The sequence below is a fragment of the Methyloterricola oryzae genome, from assembly GCF_000934725.1.
Taxonomy (GTDB): domain Bacteria; phylum Pseudomonadota; class Gammaproteobacteria; order Methylococcales; family Methylococcaceae; genus Methyloterricola; species Methyloterricola oryzae.
On the sequence record NZ_JYNS01000008.1, the window covers coordinates 13283 to 30888 of the forward strand.

At 63.0% G+C, this 17606-nt stretch carries 13 protein-coding genes; 2 read left to right on the top strand and 11 right to left on the bottom strand.

The window, feature by feature from the left end; all coding sequences use genetic code 11:
- Positions 1 to 222 precede the first annotated feature (222 nt).
- The 10 genes from EK23_RS21785 to EK23_RS11930 all read right to left on the bottom strand — a co-directional run bounded on the left by EK23_RS21785 (position 223) and on the right by EK23_RS11930 (position 12183).
- Entirely contained in the window at positions 223 to 1977 is a 1755-nt protein-coding gene (locus EK23_RS21785) for a flagellar hook-length control protein FliK (protein WP_052808142.1), read from the bottom strand.
- 139 nt (positions 1978 to 2116) lie between these two features.
- Positions 2117 to 2578, bottom strand: coding sequence for a flagellar export protein FliJ (gene fliJ, locus EK23_RS11890; protein ID WP_045225599.1), 462 nt, complete (start codon positions 2576 to 2578; stop codon positions 2117 to 2119).
- A 92-nt stretch (positions 2579 to 2670) separates the two neighbouring features.
- A complete protein-coding gene (gene fliI, locus EK23_RS11895; RefSeq protein WP_045225600.1) occupies positions 2671 to 4026 on the bottom strand; it encodes a flagellar protein export ATPase FliI in 1356 nt (451 codons plus the stop codon).
- The gene (fliH, locus tag EK23_RS11900) at positions 4023 to 4766 is read right to left on the bottom strand and encodes a flagellar assembly protein FliH (RefSeq protein ID WP_045225601.1); all 744 of its coding nucleotides are present in this window, start codon (positions 4764 to 4766) and stop codon (positions 4023 to 4025) included. The genes fliI and fliH overlap by 4 nt, the downstream gene beginning before the upstream one ends.
- Entirely contained in the window at positions 4753 to 5754 is a 1002-nt protein-coding gene (fliG, locus tag EK23_RS11905; RefSeq protein WP_045225602.1) for a flagellar motor switch protein FliG, read from the bottom strand. The genes fliH and fliG overlap by 14 nt, the downstream gene beginning before the upstream one ends.
- The gene (fliF, locus tag EK23_RS11910; protein WP_082054147.1) at positions 5747 to 7543 is read right to left on the bottom strand and encodes a flagellar basal-body MS-ring/collar protein FliF; all 1797 of its coding nucleotides are present in this window, start codon (positions 7541 to 7543) and stop codon (positions 5747 to 5749) included. Before fliF ends, fliG begins: the two co-directional genes overlap by 8 nt.
- 29 nt (positions 7544 to 7572) lie before the next feature.
- Positions 7573 to 7887 (bottom strand): flagellar hook-basal body complex protein FliE, encoded by a 315-nt coding sequence (gene fliE, locus EK23_RS11915; RefSeq protein ID WP_045225603.1) that lies wholly within the window; start codon positions 7885 to 7887, stop codon positions 7573 to 7575.
- 180 nt (positions 7888 to 8067) lie between these two features.
- Positions 8068 to 9423 carry a sigma-54-dependent transcriptional regulator gene (locus tag EK23_RS11920; RefSeq protein WP_045225604.1) on the bottom strand — a complete coding sequence of 452 codons (1356 nt, stop codon included), beginning with the start codon at positions 9421 to 9423 and terminating at the stop codon, positions 8068 to 8070.
- Positions 9410 to 10639, bottom strand: coding sequence for a sensor histidine kinase (locus EK23_RS11925; protein WP_235282028.1), 1230 nt, complete (start codon positions 10637 to 10639; stop codon positions 9410 to 9412). Before EK23_RS11925 ends, EK23_RS11920 begins: the two co-directional genes overlap by 14 nt.
- A 101-nt stretch (positions 10640 to 10740) precedes the next feature.
- A complete protein-coding gene (locus EK23_RS11930) occupies positions 10741 to 12183 on the bottom strand; it encodes a sigma-54 dependent transcriptional regulator (protein ID WP_045225605.1) in 1443 nt (480 codons plus the stop codon).
- 393 nt (positions 12184 to 12576) lie between these two features.
- Between EK23_RS11930 and EK23_RS22525 the strand changes: the two genes are divergently transcribed.
- A complete protein-coding gene (locus EK23_RS22525) occupies positions 12577 to 13608 on the top strand; it encodes a collagen-like protein (protein ID WP_082054148.1) in 1032 nt (343 codons plus the stop codon).
- A gap of 209 nt (positions 13609 to 13817) precedes the next feature.
- Complete coding sequence (locus tag EK23_RS23930) at positions 13818 to 15809, top strand: FkbM family methyltransferase (protein WP_200892147.1); 1992 nt, start codon at positions 13818 to 13820, stop codon at positions 15807 to 15809.
- Positions 15810 to 15838: 29 nt separating this feature from the next.
- On the opposite strand, the gene ettA is transcribed toward EK23_RS23930, so the two are convergent.
- The gene (gene ettA / locus EK23_RS11950) at positions 15839 to 17506 is read right to left on the bottom strand and encodes an energy-dependent translational throttle protein EttA (protein ID WP_045225607.1); all 1668 of its coding nucleotides are present in this window, start codon (positions 17504 to 17506) and stop codon (positions 15839 to 15841) included.
- Positions 17507 to 17606 lie beyond the last annotated feature (100 nt).

Here is a 17606-nt window from a genome sequence, read left to right on the forward strand (position 1 = left end):
TCAGACAGCCCTCTGATCGAGAGAAGTCCGCCATTTGCAGCGGCCAAGCGTGCCCCAGGTAGGCAGGGGACTCACCGTTGCGCTTTGAGCCTGAAGCAGATCGCTACCCGGCGAACCATGCGAGGCCCGCGCAGGCGTATCGGCGGGCCAGGGATGTTGGTGAGCAGGTACGATGCCAACCATGTGGACAACTGGCGCGACTCTACCCCCATCGGCGCTTGCTTATGCGTACAGGTTCAGCAGACCACGGCCGGACTGGTGAACCGCGGCCGTTTCACCCTCGATCTGCCCCGGTTCATCCACGCCGCCTCCAAGCGGCTGGCCGGAGCCGTGCCCGGACGACTGTGACTGCTGATCGTAAGCCTGCTGCGCGCCCCGAAAGTCGCGCGGGTCCTGGAAAGACTGCTGTGCGACGCTGACATCAGCCAGATTGAGCTGCTGCGCGCCCAACATTTCCCGCAGTTTCGGAATCGCTGCCTCGATCGCATCGCGCACCGCCGCATGATGGGCGACGAACTGGACGCTGGCCTGATCCTGGCTCAGGTTGATGCGAACCTCCACTGGTCCCAGGTGCTGAGGATTCAGTTGCAACTCCGCGGACTGAATGCCCTTTCCCGTCATCCACACCACGCGCTCGCCGAAATCATCCGACCAGTCCGGCCGGCCAAAGGGTGTGCTCATGGCGGGAACTCCTGTTTGCGGGGGCTGAACGCCGCTGCGCATATCCTGCGGAAGCGCCTGCGCCACGCGTCCCAGATCGAAACCTTCCGGCAGGACGTCTGCCATCCGCGTTCCCTGCGATGTGGAAGTCAACGGTTGAGCCAAGGGCGCCGCCTCGCCGGTTTCGGCCTTGCCGACCTTGGCAGCCACCAGCTGCAGCAATTCCGGTGTCAAGGCCATGTCGTCCAGGCTGGAGCCGAGCGCGTCCTTGAACGGGACGCTAGCCGCGGCATTGGGCGCCGCGCTTGGCGGGGCCTCGCCCTTGATTGCCGAAGCGACCGCGGTCGCAAACGGGGCGGCGGGCACCGGTATCACGGCGGCGGTCACTGCGGGGTTAACCGGCGTGGAAGTGGCTACCGGAGCTGCCGGCCCCGGCTCCGCCCACGCCTCAGACGTTGGTTCTACCTGCATGGATTCATTAGAGGCTTGCGCCGGTGGGGACGGAACGGCGCCGACGGCAGGAACCGACCGGGTCGCGCCAGATTCCACCGAACCCGCGTTGAGAGCAGCTTGCACGGGGGGGGAACTGGCGGCCGTCCCCTGGGTTGAGGCTGGGAACGGGGCGGCGGCGACCGGAGCAGGCGCCGGAGCGGGCTGGTCCATAGCCGGCGCAGGCAGCTGTGTCGCCGCCACTGCGGCCTGAGGAAGCGCCAACTCGGGGACGCCACTCTCGATTCGCGTGTCTGAATCCTCGGACGGTATCGGCAGATTCTGGCGGGATACGGCCGATGCCGAGGTCTGCGCGCTACCCGTTGCAGTCAACAGAGTTTGCGGCGTTGACTGCGCTATGCTTGTCCCTTCTGTAGCTGACGCTGTGGCCTCCGGCGTCGCCGGTGCCGGCGAAGCAGTCCTCCCCAGCAACTGGTTTACCAGTTGCTCCAGTTGGGCCGTGGTGAGCGGCAAGGCATCGCCCTCGCCTGCCAGCGGCACCGGCAAGAGATTGCCGTCCGCCTCGCTGTCACCGCCGCCTTCGGCCGTCTTGGAAACCGCCGCCTGCCCCGCCAGGACCTTGATCTGCTCGATAAAGGCGGTGAAGTCCTCCATGGGCAGCGGCACTGCCGCACCCTCTGCAGCTACCGGCGCCGAAGCCTCGGCAGTCACGACATCTGGCGACAATCCTTTGATTTTATTAACGAGCGCGTTGAGAAACGCATCTGACCCTTCTCCCGCTGTGGCCGGAGTGGCCGCCACGCCCGCAACGCCGAGGCTGAAGCCGGCGCTAGCCGGCTGCATGGAAAGCAATGATTCGGTACTCATGATTTTTCCTCCGCTAATCATGTATTAGCAGGATCGATGCCATGTTCTAGGCGAACCCGCGGGAGGCGTGCAGACTAGACGCAGCTACCCGCAGCAGCGGCATGGGATAGTGCGAGCGGGCCGTGCGAGTGGATCGGGATCAGATGAAGACCGTCAAAAGCGACTTCAGCCCGGCGCCCCGGCGCGACGCCCGGTCGTCCTGCTCCGCTTGCTCCCGCTTCTGTTCCTTGCGCGATTGTTCGGCCTGGAGCTTATCCAGCACTTTATGCATGCCCAGAGTATGACCGTGCGCCGTCTCCCAGGCCAGTCGAGCCGCCTCCAGCTCGGTCTCGGCCGTGGCCACGGTCTTTTCCTGCTCGGCGATGGCCACGTTGATCTTGGCCAGGAAGGCCCGGTATTCATGCAATTGACGCATGCCAATGCCCTTGGTACCGGACTGGTTGAACAGCGCCGAATAGTTCTCCCTGAAAGACCGCAGGCTGTTCAGGGCCTTGCGCGCTTCTTCGAGCTTCTGCTGCTTCATGCCATAAGCCTGAACCGCCTGCTTTTCCTTGGTTTCCGCCAATTCCACAATGGGTGCGATACGCTTGATCCGGTTCATGGTAGCCATCTCTCAGTGTCGTCTGTGCAATGTTATTCTGACGCCCTGGCTCAGAATCAAAGCGCCACGGCGTCTCCGCCAACCGGCAAAGCCTAGCCGCCTAGCAGCTTGTTCAGGTCCTGCAGGCTTTCCTCGAAGGAAACCGCCTGGTTCATATCCTGCTGCAGAAATCCCACGATTCCCGGATTCATGGCGATGGCTTCGTCGATCCTGGGATCGGCGCCGTGCTGGTAGGCACCAACGCTGATCAGGTCACGGTTCTGCTGGAATGAGGAATACAGCCTTTTCAGGCGGCGCGCCTGCGCCATGTGCTGCTCGTCGGCGATATCCTGCATGACGCGGCTGACAGAAGCCTCCACGTCTATGGCCGGATAATGACCCGCATCGGCCAGGGCGCGCGACAGCACGATGTGTCCATCCAGTACACCGCGGGCGGCGTCGGCGATGGGATCGTTGGTATCGTCGCCCTCCGCGAGAACCGTATAAAACGCGGTGATGGAGCCTTCCCCTTCGTCGCCATTGCCCGCCCGTTCCACCAATTGCGGCAGTTTGGCAAACACGGAGGGCGGATAGCCCTTGGTGGCCGGAGGCTCGTCGATGGCCAGGGCAATTTCGCGCTGGGCCTGGGCAAAGCGGGTCAGGGAATCCATGAGCAGGAGTACGTTCAAGCCCTGATCGCGGAAAAACTCCGCCACGGCAGTCGCCAGCAAGGCCCCGTGCATGCGCATCAAGGGCGGATAATCGGCCGGTGTGGCGACGACCACCGCCCGGCGCAGACCTTCGCTGCCCAGGATCTTCTGCACGAATTCGTTCACTTCTCGGCCTCGCTCGCCGATCAGCCCCACCACCACCACGTCCGCACTGGTGTACTTGGTCATCATGCCGAGCAGGATGCTCTTTCCGACGCCGGTGCCGGCGAACAGGCCCAATCGCTGGCCACGGCCCACGGTCAGCATGGCGTTGATTGCGCGCACCCCCACGTCCAGCGGCTCATGAATGGGCTTTCGCGCCAGGGGATTGATGGGCTTGCCGGTGAGCGGCATGCTCGCTTCGGTCAGCAGCGGCCCGCGTCCATCCAGCGGCTTGCCGCCGCCGTCAATCACCCGGCCGAGCAAGCCGAAGCCCACCTTGGCACTGCAAGCACGACCCATGGGAATTACCCGGCAATCCGGTTCCAAGCCGTGGATGTCGCCGGTGGGCATGAGATAGATGCGTTCCCCGGCAAAACCCACCACTTCGGCCTCGATGACGCGCCCGTGCGGCGTTTCCACCAGGCAACGCCCGCCCACGGCGGCACGGCAGCCGATGGCCTCCAAGGTCAAGCCGACCATGCGCGTGAGCTTGCCTTCCACGATCAATTCCGGCGGCGTGGCGAGGCGCTTGCGGTAGAGGGACAGCTTTTCCCGCCAGTTCACCGAGCGCGATGTCAGAGGCGATTGCAGATTCATGCCGGATCGCCTCCTCGCTCACCACCGAGCGCGCGGGCAATGGCAGCCGCCATGCGCGTCTCCACCGTGGCGTCGATAGCCGAGTTCTCGCTGATGACGCGGCATCCGCCGCGGGTTAGGAGGGGGTCGTCCACCAGTTTCCAGCGCTGGCCGTGATCGTCGATGGAAAGCGCCGAGCGCACCAGGTCCGCATCCTCCGGGTGGAGGTAGAGGTTGACCTTGCGCGAATTGGCGGGCAGGACGGACAGGGCTTCACGCACCACGGCGATGATCTGCCCCGGGTCGGTCTTGAGCTCACGGCGCACCAACTGGCGGGCCAGGGCGATCGCCAGGGCGGTCAGTTCCTCTTCGACCTGTTCATCCAGGTCTTCGAGAGGTTTATCGAGGGTACCGACGATTTGCTCCAGCAGGGCGATCTGCTCCTTCACGGCGCTTTCGCCTTGGGCATAGCCTTCCTCCCTGCCCTGCTCGAAGCCCTCCTGGTATCCTTGCGCCCTGCCCTGTGCGTATCCTTCCTGCTGCCCTTGCGCTGCGGCCTCTTCATAGGCCTGCTTCTGCATGGCCTCGATTTCTTCCGCCGTCAGGCGCGGCAAGCTCTCCAGCTCTTCCTCGCTGACGACTTCCGAAGTGCCCTGCCCTGGCGGCCTTGGACGCTCCCATTCCTCGTCAACGGAAGGCAGACGCCAGGGCGTGACGGTGGTCAGCTCCTCGGCGGAGTAAAACTCCTTAGATGAGTTCATCGGCGCCGCCTAGCGAGATCTCACCGGTGTCCGCCAGACGACGGGCGATGGCGAGAATGTCCTTCTGCGCGGCTTCCACGTCGCTGAGGCGTGCCGGCGGCGCGGCTTCGAGATCGTCCCGCAGCATTTCGGCGGCGCGCCTGGACATGTTGTTGAAGATCTTCTGCTTGAGGGTATCGTCCGCACCACGCAAAGCCAGCAGCAGAGAGTCGGTGGCCACCTCGCGCAGCAGGGTCTGAATGCCGCGGTCGTCCACGTCGGCCAGATCGTCGAATACGAACATCTTGTCCTGGATCTTCTGTCCCAGTTCCGCGTCGCTCTCGCTGATCTGCTCGATAATCGTGGCTTCGATGGCGCTGTCGAGAAAGTTGAGGATGTTAGCGGCCGTATCCACGCCGCCCAGAGTCGAGGATTTGACGTTGGCATTGCCGCTCAGTTGCTTGTCCATGATGTCGTCCAGTTCCATCAGGGCGGAGGGCTGAACGCCTTGCAGGGTAGCGACGCGCATGATGACGTCGGCGCGGGTGCGCTCCGGCAGGAAGGCCAGGGTTTCAGCCGCCTGGTCGCTGTCCAGCAGGGACATGATGATGGCAACGATCTGCGGATGCTCCTGCTTGATGAGGTCGGCAATGGCGCGCGGGTCCATCCATTTCAGCTGGTCGAGACCCTTGCTGTTGCGCCCGAGCAGAATGCGATCGATCACGTTGGCGGCCTTGTCGGCGCCAAGGGCCTGGGTCAGCATGGTGCGGATATACTCGTCCGAATCCACGCCCAGGGCCGTCTGGTTGCGGATGGAGGTGACGAAGCGCTCCATCACGTTGTCGACCATGTCGGAAGTGATGTTGCGCAGCTCCGCCATGGCGGCGCCGATCTGCTGCACCTCCTTGGGCCCCATGTCTTTCAGGACCATGGCGGCGCGGTCGTGGCCGACGCTCAACAGGAACAGGGCGGCCTGCTGTGCATGATCCAGTGCGTTATCGTTAGCCATTTGTGTTCAACCAGGTTTTCAGGACCTGCGCCACGCGCTTGGCATCCTGATCGATTGCCTTTTGTGCAAACTCTAGCCGCTTTTCATAACTTTGCGGCGCCTCCAGCATTAACATCTCGTCGGGCCCGCCGCCGCCCAGCATCAGCGGCTCGCCGCCCACTGCCTGGGCCATGCCGGGCAGTTGTTGCACGGCTTCCTGCGCCACCGAGGGGGCTTGTGCCGCCACAGCGGCCGAGCGCTCGGCCTCGATGGCGGCGCGGTTCGCCAGCCCCTTGATGGCGGGCCGCAGCACGGCGAAGACCAGAATCAGGAGAAACAACGCCGCGCCCGCCTGCTTGGCCACGCTCCAGAACCAGGGCTGCTCCCAGACCTGCGCCGGCGGCGGCTCAAGCTCCTGATGGAATTCCGCGTTGGTCACCGTTACCCGGTCGCCGCGAGCGGCGTCAAATCCGACGGCTTCCTTCACCAGATTGGTGAATCGCCCCAGGTCCTCCTCGCTATACGGTTGGGAGGCAAACGTGCCGTCCGGTTGCGGGACGCGGCGATTGTCCACCACCACGGCAACCGTGAGCCGACGAATCTCGCCAGTGCTCAGGCGCGAATGGCTGATGGTCTTGTCCAGGTCGTAGTTGCGCGTTGCGCTCTTGCTGGCGTTGATTACTTCCGGTTTGGGCGTCGGCTCCGCGCCGGGCTGTCCCGGCGCCGCGGCCTGGCCGGGGGCTGCCGCTTGTCCAGGGGCCGCCGGCTGGCCGGGCGCCACTTGCGGCGCGACACCCGCCGGCGGCGGTTGATTGCTGAGCGCACCGGGGACTCCCTGCACGCCGGCACCCTGGCGCATCTGCTCTTCGCTGGTCTGCTCGCTGCGCAGGGCTGGCAGATCAGGATTGTAGATTTCCTGTGTACGTTCGGTGACTGCAAAATCCAGGTCGGCGGATACCTGGGTGCGCAGGCCTTCAGGCCCCACCATGGGGGTAAGGATATTGTCCACCCGGTCGATCAGGTGGTCCTCCACCTGCTTCTTGTAATTGAACTGCTTGGATGTCAGGTTCAGTCCGCTGGCGGCATCCCTGGAATTGAGCAAGCGCCCGCGCTGGTCCACCACAGCCACCTGTTCCGGCTCCAGCTGTGGCACGCTGGCCGCCACCAGGTGCACGATGGCATCCACCTGATCCTGCTCCAGGGATCCAGAATTCAACTCCAGCACCACCGAAGCGCTGGGCTTGCGCGCCTGGCGCACAAAGACCGATTCCTTGGGCAAAGCCAGGTGCACCCGCGCGCTCTTGACGCTACGGATGCTGGTGATGGAGCGCGCGATCTCCCCTTCCAGGGCGCGCTGAAAACGGCTTGTTTCCATCATCTGACTGGAACCGAAGCTGGTTTCCTTGTCCAGCAGTTCGAAACCGGAACCCGTTTCGCGGGGCAAGCCCTGTGCGGCAAGTTTCAGGCGGAGTTCATGGACCTTGTCGTTGGGCACCAGGATGGCCCCGGTCCGCTCGTCCAGCTGATACTCCATATTCAGTTTTTTCAGTGCTTCCACCACCTCGCCGGCTTCCTTTTCAGGCATGTTGCCGTAGAGGCGTTCGAAGTTCGGCTGCTGCGACCACAGCAACAGCGCGACGGCCAGGGCCAGGGCCGAAGCCAGCGAGACGATGACGGTAATCTGACGCCCCCGCGGCAAAAGAACGAACCCGCGGACCACGGGCGGCAAATTATCGCCTCCTGCGTGCGGCTTGTTTTCGCCGGCTACGAGATTCTTGCCGCTCTCGTTCTGGTTGCTGGTCAGTTCCATGATAAGTGCGCCGCCTCGCTATTCACCGGTCAGATGGGCATGTTCATGACGTCTTTGTAGGCCTCGACCAGTTTGTTACGCACCTGGACCATGGCCTGAAAAGACACGCTCGCTTTCTGCAAGGAGATCATCACCTCCGCCAGGCTCGCGTCGGTCTGCCCGGTTTCAAAGGCTTCCGCCAGCTTGTTGGCCTGCTGCTGGGTATCGTTGACCTTGTCGATGGAATCGCGCAACAGCGCGGAGAAGTCGGTTGCCGGTGCCTCCGTGCGGATGGCGGTACTGCGGGCCTGATCCCCCATGATGCGCATCTGCGCGAGTACTTGGTTGATGTCCATGTTGCTCATGTCGGGCCTCATCGGAAATTCGTCACTTGCCTATGAGTTTGCATTAATCGGGCCATCGTCTCCGAGCCACCCGCAAGACCCTTAATCGTCCACCCCCACAAACCACAAAGCCCGCCATGGGCGGGCTTTGCAGCTTTACTCAAGATATGCCGCCGAACCTTTGTGCGGCAAGCCTGGGCCTCAGCCCGGCACCGCAATGCCGGACTCGCGCATGCGCGCGATCTTGTACCTGAGGGTCCTCTGGCTGATGCCCAGCCGGTCGGCTACGTGCTTGCGGCTGCCCCCCGCGTCGCGCAAGGCATCCAGGATGATTTTCTCCTCCACCGAGCGCAAACCGTCACCGAGCCGGTCGGCGGACGGCGTTTCGTCCTCCTCCGTGTCCTCCAGCCTGGGCAGCGCCTCCATGGGAACAAAGCCGGCGTCAAACACCAGGTCCGTGGGCTCGATGCGCGTGCCGGCACGCAGGATCAGGGCCCGTTGCATGACGTTGTCCAACTCGCGCACGTTGCCTGGCCAGGCGTAGCTCTGCAGCATCGCCTCGGCCGACTGCGAGATCGCCGGCGCCTCCTTGCCGCTCCGCCAATGCCGGCGCAACAGCAAGCGCGCCAGGGGCAGTATGTCGCCGGGCCGCTCGCGCAGCGCCGGCAGGCTCAAGGGGAACACGCTAAGCCGGTAATACAGGTCTTCACGAAAACTGCCTTCCTTCACCATCTCTTTCAGTACGCGGTTGGTCGTGGCAAGCACGCGCACGTCGAGATGAATGGTGCGCCGGCCGCCGACCCGTTCCAATTCCCGCTCCTGCAGCACACGCAGCAGCTTGGCCTGCAGCGGCAGGGCCATCTCGGAAATCTCGTCCAGCAACAGGGTGCCGCCCTGGGCTTGCTCGAAGCGCCCGGGCACTGTTTGTACGGCGCCGGTGAAAGCGCCTTTTTCATAGCCGAACAGTTCCGCCTCCAGCATGTTCTCGGGGATGGCGGCGCAATTGATGGCGATGAAGGGCCCGCCGTGGCGGGGTGAACTCTGGTGGATATAGCGTGCGATCACTTCCTTGCCGGAACCGCTTTCACCTTGTATCAGCACCGTTGCCTCACAATGCGCCACTTTCGACGCCAGGGCGAAAACCCGCTTCATGGCCGGATCCTCGACCACCCGCTCGGAGGTTTCCACGGGCCTCGGCGCCATGTGCAGGCCTGCCTGTTGCACCAGCACATCGGCAGAAAACGGCTTGACCAGATAATCCGCGGCGCCTAGTTGCATGGCTTGTACGGCCTTTTCTATGGTGCCGTAGGCCGTCATCAAAAGCACCGGCAGATCGCTGTAGATTGCCCGGATCTGCTGCAACAGCGCGATGCCGTCCATCTCGGGCATCTGCACGTCGCTGATGACCAGGCGCGCATCGCGCTCGCGCAGGGACTTCAGCGCCTCGCGGCCGTTGGGCGCGCTGGCGACACTGAACCCGGCCAGTTCCAGGGTGTCGCTCAGGGCTTCGCACAGGGACAGGTCGTCTTCAACGATGAGGACGTCAAGCTGGGACATGGTCTTGCACTCCAGGGGATTGTTGTTTTCCGCGGTAGCCGCCGGGCAGCAGGGAACCGGCGCCCGCCACGGGCAGGTCGATGAGGAAACGCGTGCCCTTCCCGGCTTTGGACTGACAGGTGACGCAGCCACCGTGGGAGCGAACCACGCAATCGACGATGGCCAGCCCAAGGCCCGTGCCCTGGGCGCGTGTGGTGAAGAACGGCTCGAAGATGTGTGGGCGCACATCCTCCGGGATACCGGGGCCGTCATCGGCCACCACGATACGCAGGCGAGATGCGCCCGGCTGCTCCAGGCTCAGCCTGATGGTCCCGGGCTGACCGGCAAAAGCCTCGACGGCGTTGTTGATCAGGTTGTGAAGAATCCCCAGCAGGGCATCCTGATTTCCAAATATTTCGCACTCCCCGACGCATTGTCCCAGATCCAGCCGGACCTGCCTGCCATCACGCGGCGGCTCGAACGACTCCGCCACCTGCCGCAGCAAGCCCGAGGCATCGATCTTTTCCAATGACAAACGGCCGATGCGAGCGAAGGCCAGCATGTCGTTGACCTGGCGCTCCATGTGCTGCAAGCGCTCCACCAGCTTGGCGGCGAATCGGGCCCGTTGGGCGCCGCTCAACTGCTCGCCACCAAGATTGGAGGCATACAGCAAAGCCGCGGAGAGAGGCGTTCGAACCTGGTGCGCAAGGCTTGCCACCATTTCGCCCAGCGCCGATAGCCGCTTCTGCTGGCTCACCATCTCCTGCAGGGCGCGTACTTCGCTGATGTCGGTGAGCAGGATGATCTGACCCGGCTCGTCCACCAGAGGATTCAGGGAGAGACTGACGGTGCGGCCGTCCAGGAGTTGGCGCTGGTTCGGGGTGTCGGCGAGCGGCAGCGCAGCGGCATCGAGGGCCTCCAGCCAGCGACGCCCCTTGAGATCGCCACCGAGCATGGCGGACGCCGCCGCGTTGTGCTCCACCACCCGGCCCTTGCCATCGGTCACCAGCACGCCACCCGGCAGCGCTTCCAACAAGCGCTGCAGGCGTATCGCCAGCTTTTCCTTTTCCATCAGAGTGCTCAGGCGCTCGCTGCGGGCAGCCGCCAGTTCGGCGGTCAACCGCCCGACCTGGGACTCCAGGTCAAGGTAGGAGCGTGTCAGATTTTCCGATAGTTCGTTGAAAACCTGAAAAGCGTCTTTCAGGGTTTCCGCGCTACCCATGTAGGTCTGGTTCACTGGATCCTCGGCAGGGTTCAAAGAGCGTACCTGCCAGGACCCAAGCAATTACAATGCCTTAAACTTTTCCCATTAATTTACAGACAGTTATGAATGGGCGGTCAAATTATTGACGTTTCTTCGCTGCGCAGTCCGTACTTGCGCAGTTTCTCCACCAGGGTCGTGCGGCGCATGCGCAACAGGTTGGCGGCGTGCGCGACCACGCCATTGCACTCATCCAGGGCTTGCTTGATCAACTCGCATTCGAGTTGATTCAAGTGTTCGCGCAAGTCCAGTCCATCCTCCGGCAGGCGCGGGGAGGCGCCGATGGCATCGCTGGCGCGTTGTGGCATCGTGAACGCACTTTCCTCATCCGCCGAGGCCGCGTTCTCCAACCGGCCCTCTTCGTCCAGCGAGGCGGGTGCGTGTCGCTGGAACTTTTCCGGCAGATCCCTGGCTTCAACCGTGCCATTGGGAAACAGGATGGCCAAGCGCTCGATCAGGTTGGACAACTCGCGCACATTGCCCGGCCAGTGGTGCTTCTGCATCAAGCGCAACGCCGCGGCGCTGACGCGGATCGTGCATTTCTTCTCGGCTTTGAGGCGGGACGTGAGATCCTCCACCAGCACCGGTATATCCTCCACCCGCTCACGCAGAGCCGGCACTTCGATGGGAAAGACGTTGAGGCGGTAATAGAGATCCTCGCGGAAGCGATTCTGCCGGATCTCTTCGTCCAGGTTGCGATGGGTCGCGGCAACGATGCGCACATCGCATTGCATGGTCTTGTTACTGCCGACCCGCTCGAAGGTACGCTCCTGCAAAACACGCAAGAGCTTGACCTGCATGGACAGCGGCATGTCGCCAATCTCATCCAGGAACAAGGTGCCACCCTCGGCCATTTCGAAGCGACCCTGGCGTGCGCTCAAGGCGCCGGTGAAAGCGCCTTTCTCATGCCCAAACAGTTCGCTCTCCAAAAGCTCGCTGGGTATCGCTCCGCAATTGACCGGCACGAAGGGCCTCTGGCGACGGGGGGAATAGTAATGCAGATTGCGGGCGATCACTTCCTTGCCGGTGCCCGACTCGCCCAAAACCAGCACCGTTGCGTCGGAAGGCGCCACCTGTTGAATCAGCTTGCGCGTGCGCTGGATGGCCGGGCTTTCCCCGGCAAGGCTGCGGAACAGCTCGGGGGAGCGCACCGGCGGGGTGCCCGAGGGCTGGCTCAGGCCCTCGAAACATTGAGCCAAGGCGGGATAGTTGCAGGGCCAGTCCAACTTGGCCGCCGCCAGGGTCTGCAGCCGGGCGCACAGCGGATTGGGATCGTCGGGGTCCTGAACCAGGACCAGCGGGACGTGCCGGTGCAGCTCAGCGAAATGCACCAGCACATCCTCCTCCACTGTCTTCACCGCCAGGAATACGGCCGTGCAGGCGGCCCCGGACGCTTCAGCCGGCACGTCCCGCGGCGAGGCGGTGATCACTTCGCAGTCGACGAAGCGAAGGATGCGTTCGATGTCCCGGCAAAGCTCCAGGTCTTCTCCAATCAGCAAAACGCGACGGGGGAGGGCCATTGCGCTCATTCTCCTGTGAACATACCGGGAATCTCCATCATGCGAACGGGCAAAACGGGCTGAGAGAGCGACGGTACGAACATGCCGTACCGGCGACGCCGAAAAGCTGGCGGCTTCAAAGGCAACCCATCGCCGGCTATCAGTGTAGTAGTCAAAAATCCGTCGTCAACCGCTCCGCGACGGTATGCCAAAGCAGATTTTCACCGGTACCGCGCCAGTTTAAATCCTGAGTACAGCGCAGAACTACTTTCAATCTGCTCGCACGACTCATAGGGCATTTCCTTGTATTCAACAGAGTTCCGACTACGCTTTCGGCGTCGTTGGTGAAGACACGCTGATCGCGTGCCCTCATCTCCGCGGAACTCGACCTGTCCCTAGAATCTGAGAAAACATATGAACCGTCATCGCCTCATCAAACCCTCCGCACTGGCACTGGCCATCGGACTGACGTTCGCCGCAAGCTCCGAAGCCGCCATCCACATGCGCTACCGCAATGACTGGTCCGCCGACAAGACCTACGGTCGCGGCGCGGTAGTTCGCTACAAAAATGCCTTATACCTGAGCACCAAGGGCAGGGTGCAAGGCGTCGCGCCCGACAGCGATGCCGGCGTCTGGAGGGTGCTGGCGGCCACCGGCCTCGCCATCAAGGGCGTGGTCACCAACACCACCGATCTGCCGCAATCGGATAACACCACAGGGGACTTGTACATCAGCCAGGACAACGGCCATGGCTATGTATGGAATGGCACATCATTCTCGGACACTGGTTCGATCGCGGGCGCCACGGGAGCAACCGGACCTGCCGGTGCCACCGGTGCCACTGGCCCTGCGGGTGCCAGTGGAGCGACGGGTCCCGTCGGCCCGACAGGAGCAACCGGGCCGCAGGGCCTTCCCGGACTTCCCGGCGCGACCGGTGCCACGGGGGCGACCGGCGCAACAGGAGCCACAGGGGCTACCGGCGCCACCGGAGCCACCGGAGCCACGGGAGCAACCGGCGCCACCGGAGCTACTGGCGCCGCCGGCATCTCCGACTTCGGATATACGTATGAACTGGCCACCATTGCCGACTCCACCGTCGTCGGTGGCGCCGATGTGCCCTTGAGCAACAATGGACCGCTGACAGGCGTGAGCCACACGCCTGGGTTGACAACGATCACGGTGCCGGCCGCTGGCACCTACGAGGTCGAGTATTCGGTCTCCATCACTGCCGGCGTTGGCGCGCAGTTAGCTATCGCCGTCAACGGCACGGTGGACGCTTCCACGCCGGTCACCATGCTGGTCGCAGTTGGCATGGTGGAAGGTCACGCGATGCTGACCCTGGCGGCGGGGGATGTGATCACGCTTCGCAACAACTCCGCAACGCCCTTCGTCATGACCCTGGCGCCTGGCGTCGGCGCCCAGGTAACCCTGAAACTTCTCGATTGATCCGGCATACCCGCTGAAGTCCCGGGGGCCACAGTGCCCCCGCGGCAGCCCGGCTGATTGGCCCACCCCGGCGAACCCTGCGACGGCCGCCGCGAAAAGCGGAGGAGTCAGCCATAATCAAGCATGAAGCCGCAAAGGCGCTGTGCGCAAGTGCTTGCGCGCTAATACGGCTTCCACAGAATCGACCGCGCACGCTCAATGAAAACACCGTGAAGAAAATCGCCCTGTGCATGATCGTCAAGGACGAAGCCCATATCATCCGCCGCTGCCTGAGCCATGCCCTGCCCCTTATCGACCATGTGCTGGTGGTCGATACCGGCTCGGCGGACGGCACGCAGCAAGTCGTGCTGGATTTCCTCCAAGAGCACAAGATTCCAGGGACCGTGATCGAGGAACCCTGGCGCGATTTCGCCCATAACCGCAGCTTCGCCCTGGCCCGTTTGCGCGAGGAAGCCTCTGTCGACTATGGCCTGATGATCGACGCCGACAACATTCTGCGTTTCCGGGAGGACTTCGACAGCGCCGCCTTCAAGTCGAACCTCGTGTCCGACTACTACGACCTACCGCTACGGCATGGCTCCGTCAGCTACCATCTGCCCTGGTTGTTCAGCAACCGGCATCCGTTTCGTTTCCGCGGTGTTCTGCACGAATTTCTAGAAACTCCGCCTGGCCTGACAAGGGGCACGGTGACGGGCTTCCATGCGGAACAAATCCAGGACAGCGCCAGGAACAAAAATCCACTGAAGTATCAATCCGACATCACCGTCTTGCGGAAGGCCCTCGACGAAGAGCAGGACCCGTTCATGCGGTCGCGCTATACGTTTTACCTGGCGCAAAGCTACCGGGATGCCGGGCGGCGCCAGGAGGCACTGGACCACTACCTGCAACGCAGCCGGCTCGGCTTCTGGCAGGAAGAGGTTTTCATCAGCTTTTACCAGGCGGCGCAGCTCATGCAGAGCCTGGGTCATGATGATGAAGCCGTCATCCAGGCATACCTTACAGCACATCAAGCGCAGCCGGCCCGCGCGGAAGCCCTGCACGGCGCGGCCCGCTTATGCCGGGAGAAAGGATACTTTGCTAGGGGATACGAGTTGGCCAAAACAGGCCTCTGGCTTTCGCCGCCGTCGATCGGCCTGTTCGTGGAGAACTGGATCTACGACTACGGCCTGCTCGACGAATTCGCCGTCAATGCCTATTGGGCTGGTCATTACCGGGAGTCCCACGAGGCCTGCGTGAAAGCCTTGAACTGTCCATGCCTGCCGGAGGCTGACAAGGCGCGCATTCTGCGCAACGACGCTTTCGCCCGGGACAAGCTGGGCATTCCCCTCCAACCTGCGCCTTCGGCCATTGAACCGGCGCGTCAGGATCTCTATTCACTGCTCGCCCCAACGCGCAAGACTCACGTCGTCGATATCGGGGCGAACCCGATCGATGGCGAACCGCCCTACCGCCCCATGCTGCTGGCTGGCATCTGCGAAGTTACCGGGTTCGAGCCGCAGGCGGAGGCGCTGGCAGAGCTGCAACGCCGTCAGGGGCCCCATGATCGCTATCTCCCTTATGCGGTGGGCGACGGCGCAGAGCACATGCTCCACATCTGCCGGGCCTCGGGAATGACCAGCTGCCTGGAACCCGATGCGGCGCGCCTTGCGCTGTTCGAACCCTTTGAGTCGTTTGGGGAGGTCACCGCCCGCGCGCCCATCCAGACCTGCCGACTCGATGACATCGCGGAAATCGAGCACATGGACTTTCTCAAGATTGACATACAGGGAGGCGAGTTGGCGGTGTTCCAAAATGGAATTCGGAAACTGTCAGAGGCGGTCGCCGTCCAGGTGGAAGTTTCGTTCGTGAACCTCTATCAGAACCAGCCGAGCCTCGGCGAAATCGACCTGGAGCTGCGCGCTCAAGGGTTCATCCCCCATACCTTCGCCGCCGTCAAGCACTGGGCCATTGCGCCCTGGCAACCTGGAATGGGTGTCGCAGGCGGCACGAATCAGCTTCTGGAAGCCGATATGGTGTATGTGCGCGACTTCAGCCGCCCGGACAACCTAAGTGACGAGCAACTCAAGCACCTGGCGCTGATCGCGCACCATTGCTATCGCTCATTTGATCTGGCTCTACGCTGCATCTTGCTGCTCGAGACGCGCTCAGCCGTGAAGGCTGGCGCCCAGGAAGCCTACAAGCGCCTGATCGCCGCCGCCTGAACTCAGTCCAGGCACGGCGCCTTGCCTTCTTACGCCTGCAGCTTGCGGTACTTGATGCGGTGCGGGGTGTCGGCATCGGTGCCCAGGCGGCGGTGGCGATCCGCCTCGTAGTCGGCGTAGTTGCCTTCGAACCAGACCACCTTGCTGTCACCCTCGAAGGCGAGCATGTGGGTGGCGATGCGGTCCAGGAACCAGCGGTCATGGGAGATAACCACGGCGCAGCCGGGGAAGTCCAGCAGCGCCTCTTCGAGGGCACGCAGGGTTTCCACGTCCAGGTCGTTGGTGGGTTCGTCCAGCAGCAGGACGTTGCCGCCGCTGCGCAACAGCTTGGCCAGGTGGACACGGTTGCGCTCGCCGCCGGAGAGGTCGCCGATGCGCTTCTGCTGGTCGGACCCCTTGAAATTGAAGCGGCCGCAGTAGGCCCGCGACGGCGTCTGGTAGGCTCCGACGGTGATCATGTCCAGACCGTCTGAGATCTCTTCCCATACGGTCTTCTTGTCGTCCAGTTGGTCGCGCATCTGATCCACATGGGCAATCTTCACCGTCTCGCCTACCCGAATGGAACCGCCGTCCGGTTGTTCGATACCGGCCATCATGCGGAACAGGGTGGTCTTGCCGGCGCCGTTGGGACCGATGATGCCGACGATGCCGCCGGGCGGCAGCCGAAAACTCAGGTCTTCGATCAACAGGCGGTCGCTGAAACCCTTGCGGATACCCTCTGCTTCCAGCACCACATCGCCCAGCCTGGGGCCTGGAGGAATGTAGATTTCCTTGGTTTCATTGCGGGCCTGGGTTTCCTTCGAGGACAGTTCCTCGAAGCGCGACAGGCGCGCCTTGCTCTTGGCATGGCGGCCCTTGGGGTTGGAACGGACCCATTCCAGTTCCGCCTTCATGGCTTTCTGCCGGGCGGACTCCTGTTTCTCCTCAATCTCCAGGCGTTTCTCCTTCTGTTCAAGCCAGGAGGAGTAATTGCCTTCCCAGGGGATGCCATGCCCGCGGTCCAACTCCAGAATCCAGCCGGCTACATTGTCGAGGAAGTAGCGGTCATGGGTAACGGCGATGACCGTTCCCTTGAAATCGTGCAGGAAGCGCTCCAGCCAGGCGACCGATTCAGCGTCGAGGTGGTTGGTGGGCTCGTCCAACAGCAGCATGTCCGGGCTGGAAAGCAGCAACCGGCACAAGGCCACGCGGCGGCGCTCGCCACCGGAGAGCTTGGTCACATCCGCGTCCCAGTCAGGCAGCCGAAGGGCATCGGCGGCGATCTCCAGGGTGCGGTCCAGTTCATGCCCCCCGGCCGCCTCGATGAAGGCCTCCAGTTCCGCCTGCTTGGCGGCTAGGGCATCGAAATCCGCGTCGGGGTCTGCGTAGGCGGCATAGACCGCATCGAGTTCGGCCAGCTTGTCCTTGACCGCTTGCACCGCCTCTTCCACATTCCCGCGCACAGTTTTGTTGGGGTCGAGTTGGGGTTCCTGCGGCAAATAGCCGATCTTGATCCCGGGTTGCGGGCGTGCCTCGCCGTTAAACTCGGTATCCACGCCGGCCATGATGCGGAGCAAGGTTGATTTGCCGGAGCCGTTGAGTCCCAGCACGCCGATCTTGGCGCCGGGGAAAAAGGACAGGGAGATGTCGCGCAGGATTTCGCGCTTGGGCGGGACCACCTTCCCTACCCTGTTCATGGTGTAGATGTATTGGGCCATGTGCGATGCAATGTGGTTAAAATTACAGCATTATCCCATGAACAGCCCTGCGAATCACGACAAGGGACGCGTCATGGAAATGGGATTGTGCGAACTAGCC

Coding starts and splice junctions, on each gene's coding strand:
- fliI (WP_045225600.1), bottom strand. CDS start 4,026: ATGAATCTGCAATCGCCTCTGACATCGCGCTCGGTGAACTGGCGGGAA.
- EK23_RS11920 (WP_045225604.1), bottom strand. CDS start 9,423: ATGTCCCAGCTTGACGTCCTCATCGTTGAAGACGACCTGTCCCTGTGC.
- ettA (WP_045225607.1), bottom strand. CDS start 17,506: ATGGCCCAATACATCTACACCATGAACAGGGTAGGGAAGGTGGTCCCG.
- EK23_RS21785 (WP_052808142.1), bottom strand. CDS start 1,977: ATGAGTACCGAATCATTGCTTTCCATGCAGCCGGCTAGCGCCGGCTTC.
- EK23_RS11930 (WP_045225605.1), bottom strand. CDS start 12,183: ATGGCCCTCCCCCGTCGCGTTTTGCTGATTGGAGAAGACCTGGAGCTT.
- fliJ (WP_045225599.1), bottom strand. CDS start 2,578: ATGAACCGGATCAAGCGTATCGCACCCATTGTGGAATTGGCGGAAACC.
- fliE (WP_045225603.1), bottom strand. CDS start 7,887: ATGAGCAACATGGACATCAACCAAGTACTCGCGCAGATGCGCATCATG.
- EK23_RS22525 (WP_082054148.1), top strand. CDS start 12,577: ATGAACCGTCATCGCCTCATCAAACCCTCCGCACTGGCACTGGCCATC.
- fliH (WP_045225601.1), bottom strand. CDS start 4,766: ATGAACTCATCTAAGGAGTTTTACTCCGCCGAGGAGCTGACCACCGTC.
- fliF (WP_082054147.1), bottom strand. CDS start 7,543: ATGGAACTGACCAGCAACCAGAACGAGAGCGGCAAGAATCTCGTAGCC.
- fliG (WP_045225602.1), bottom strand. CDS start 5,754: ATGGCTAACGATAACGCACTGGATCATGCACAGCAGGCCGCCCTGTTC.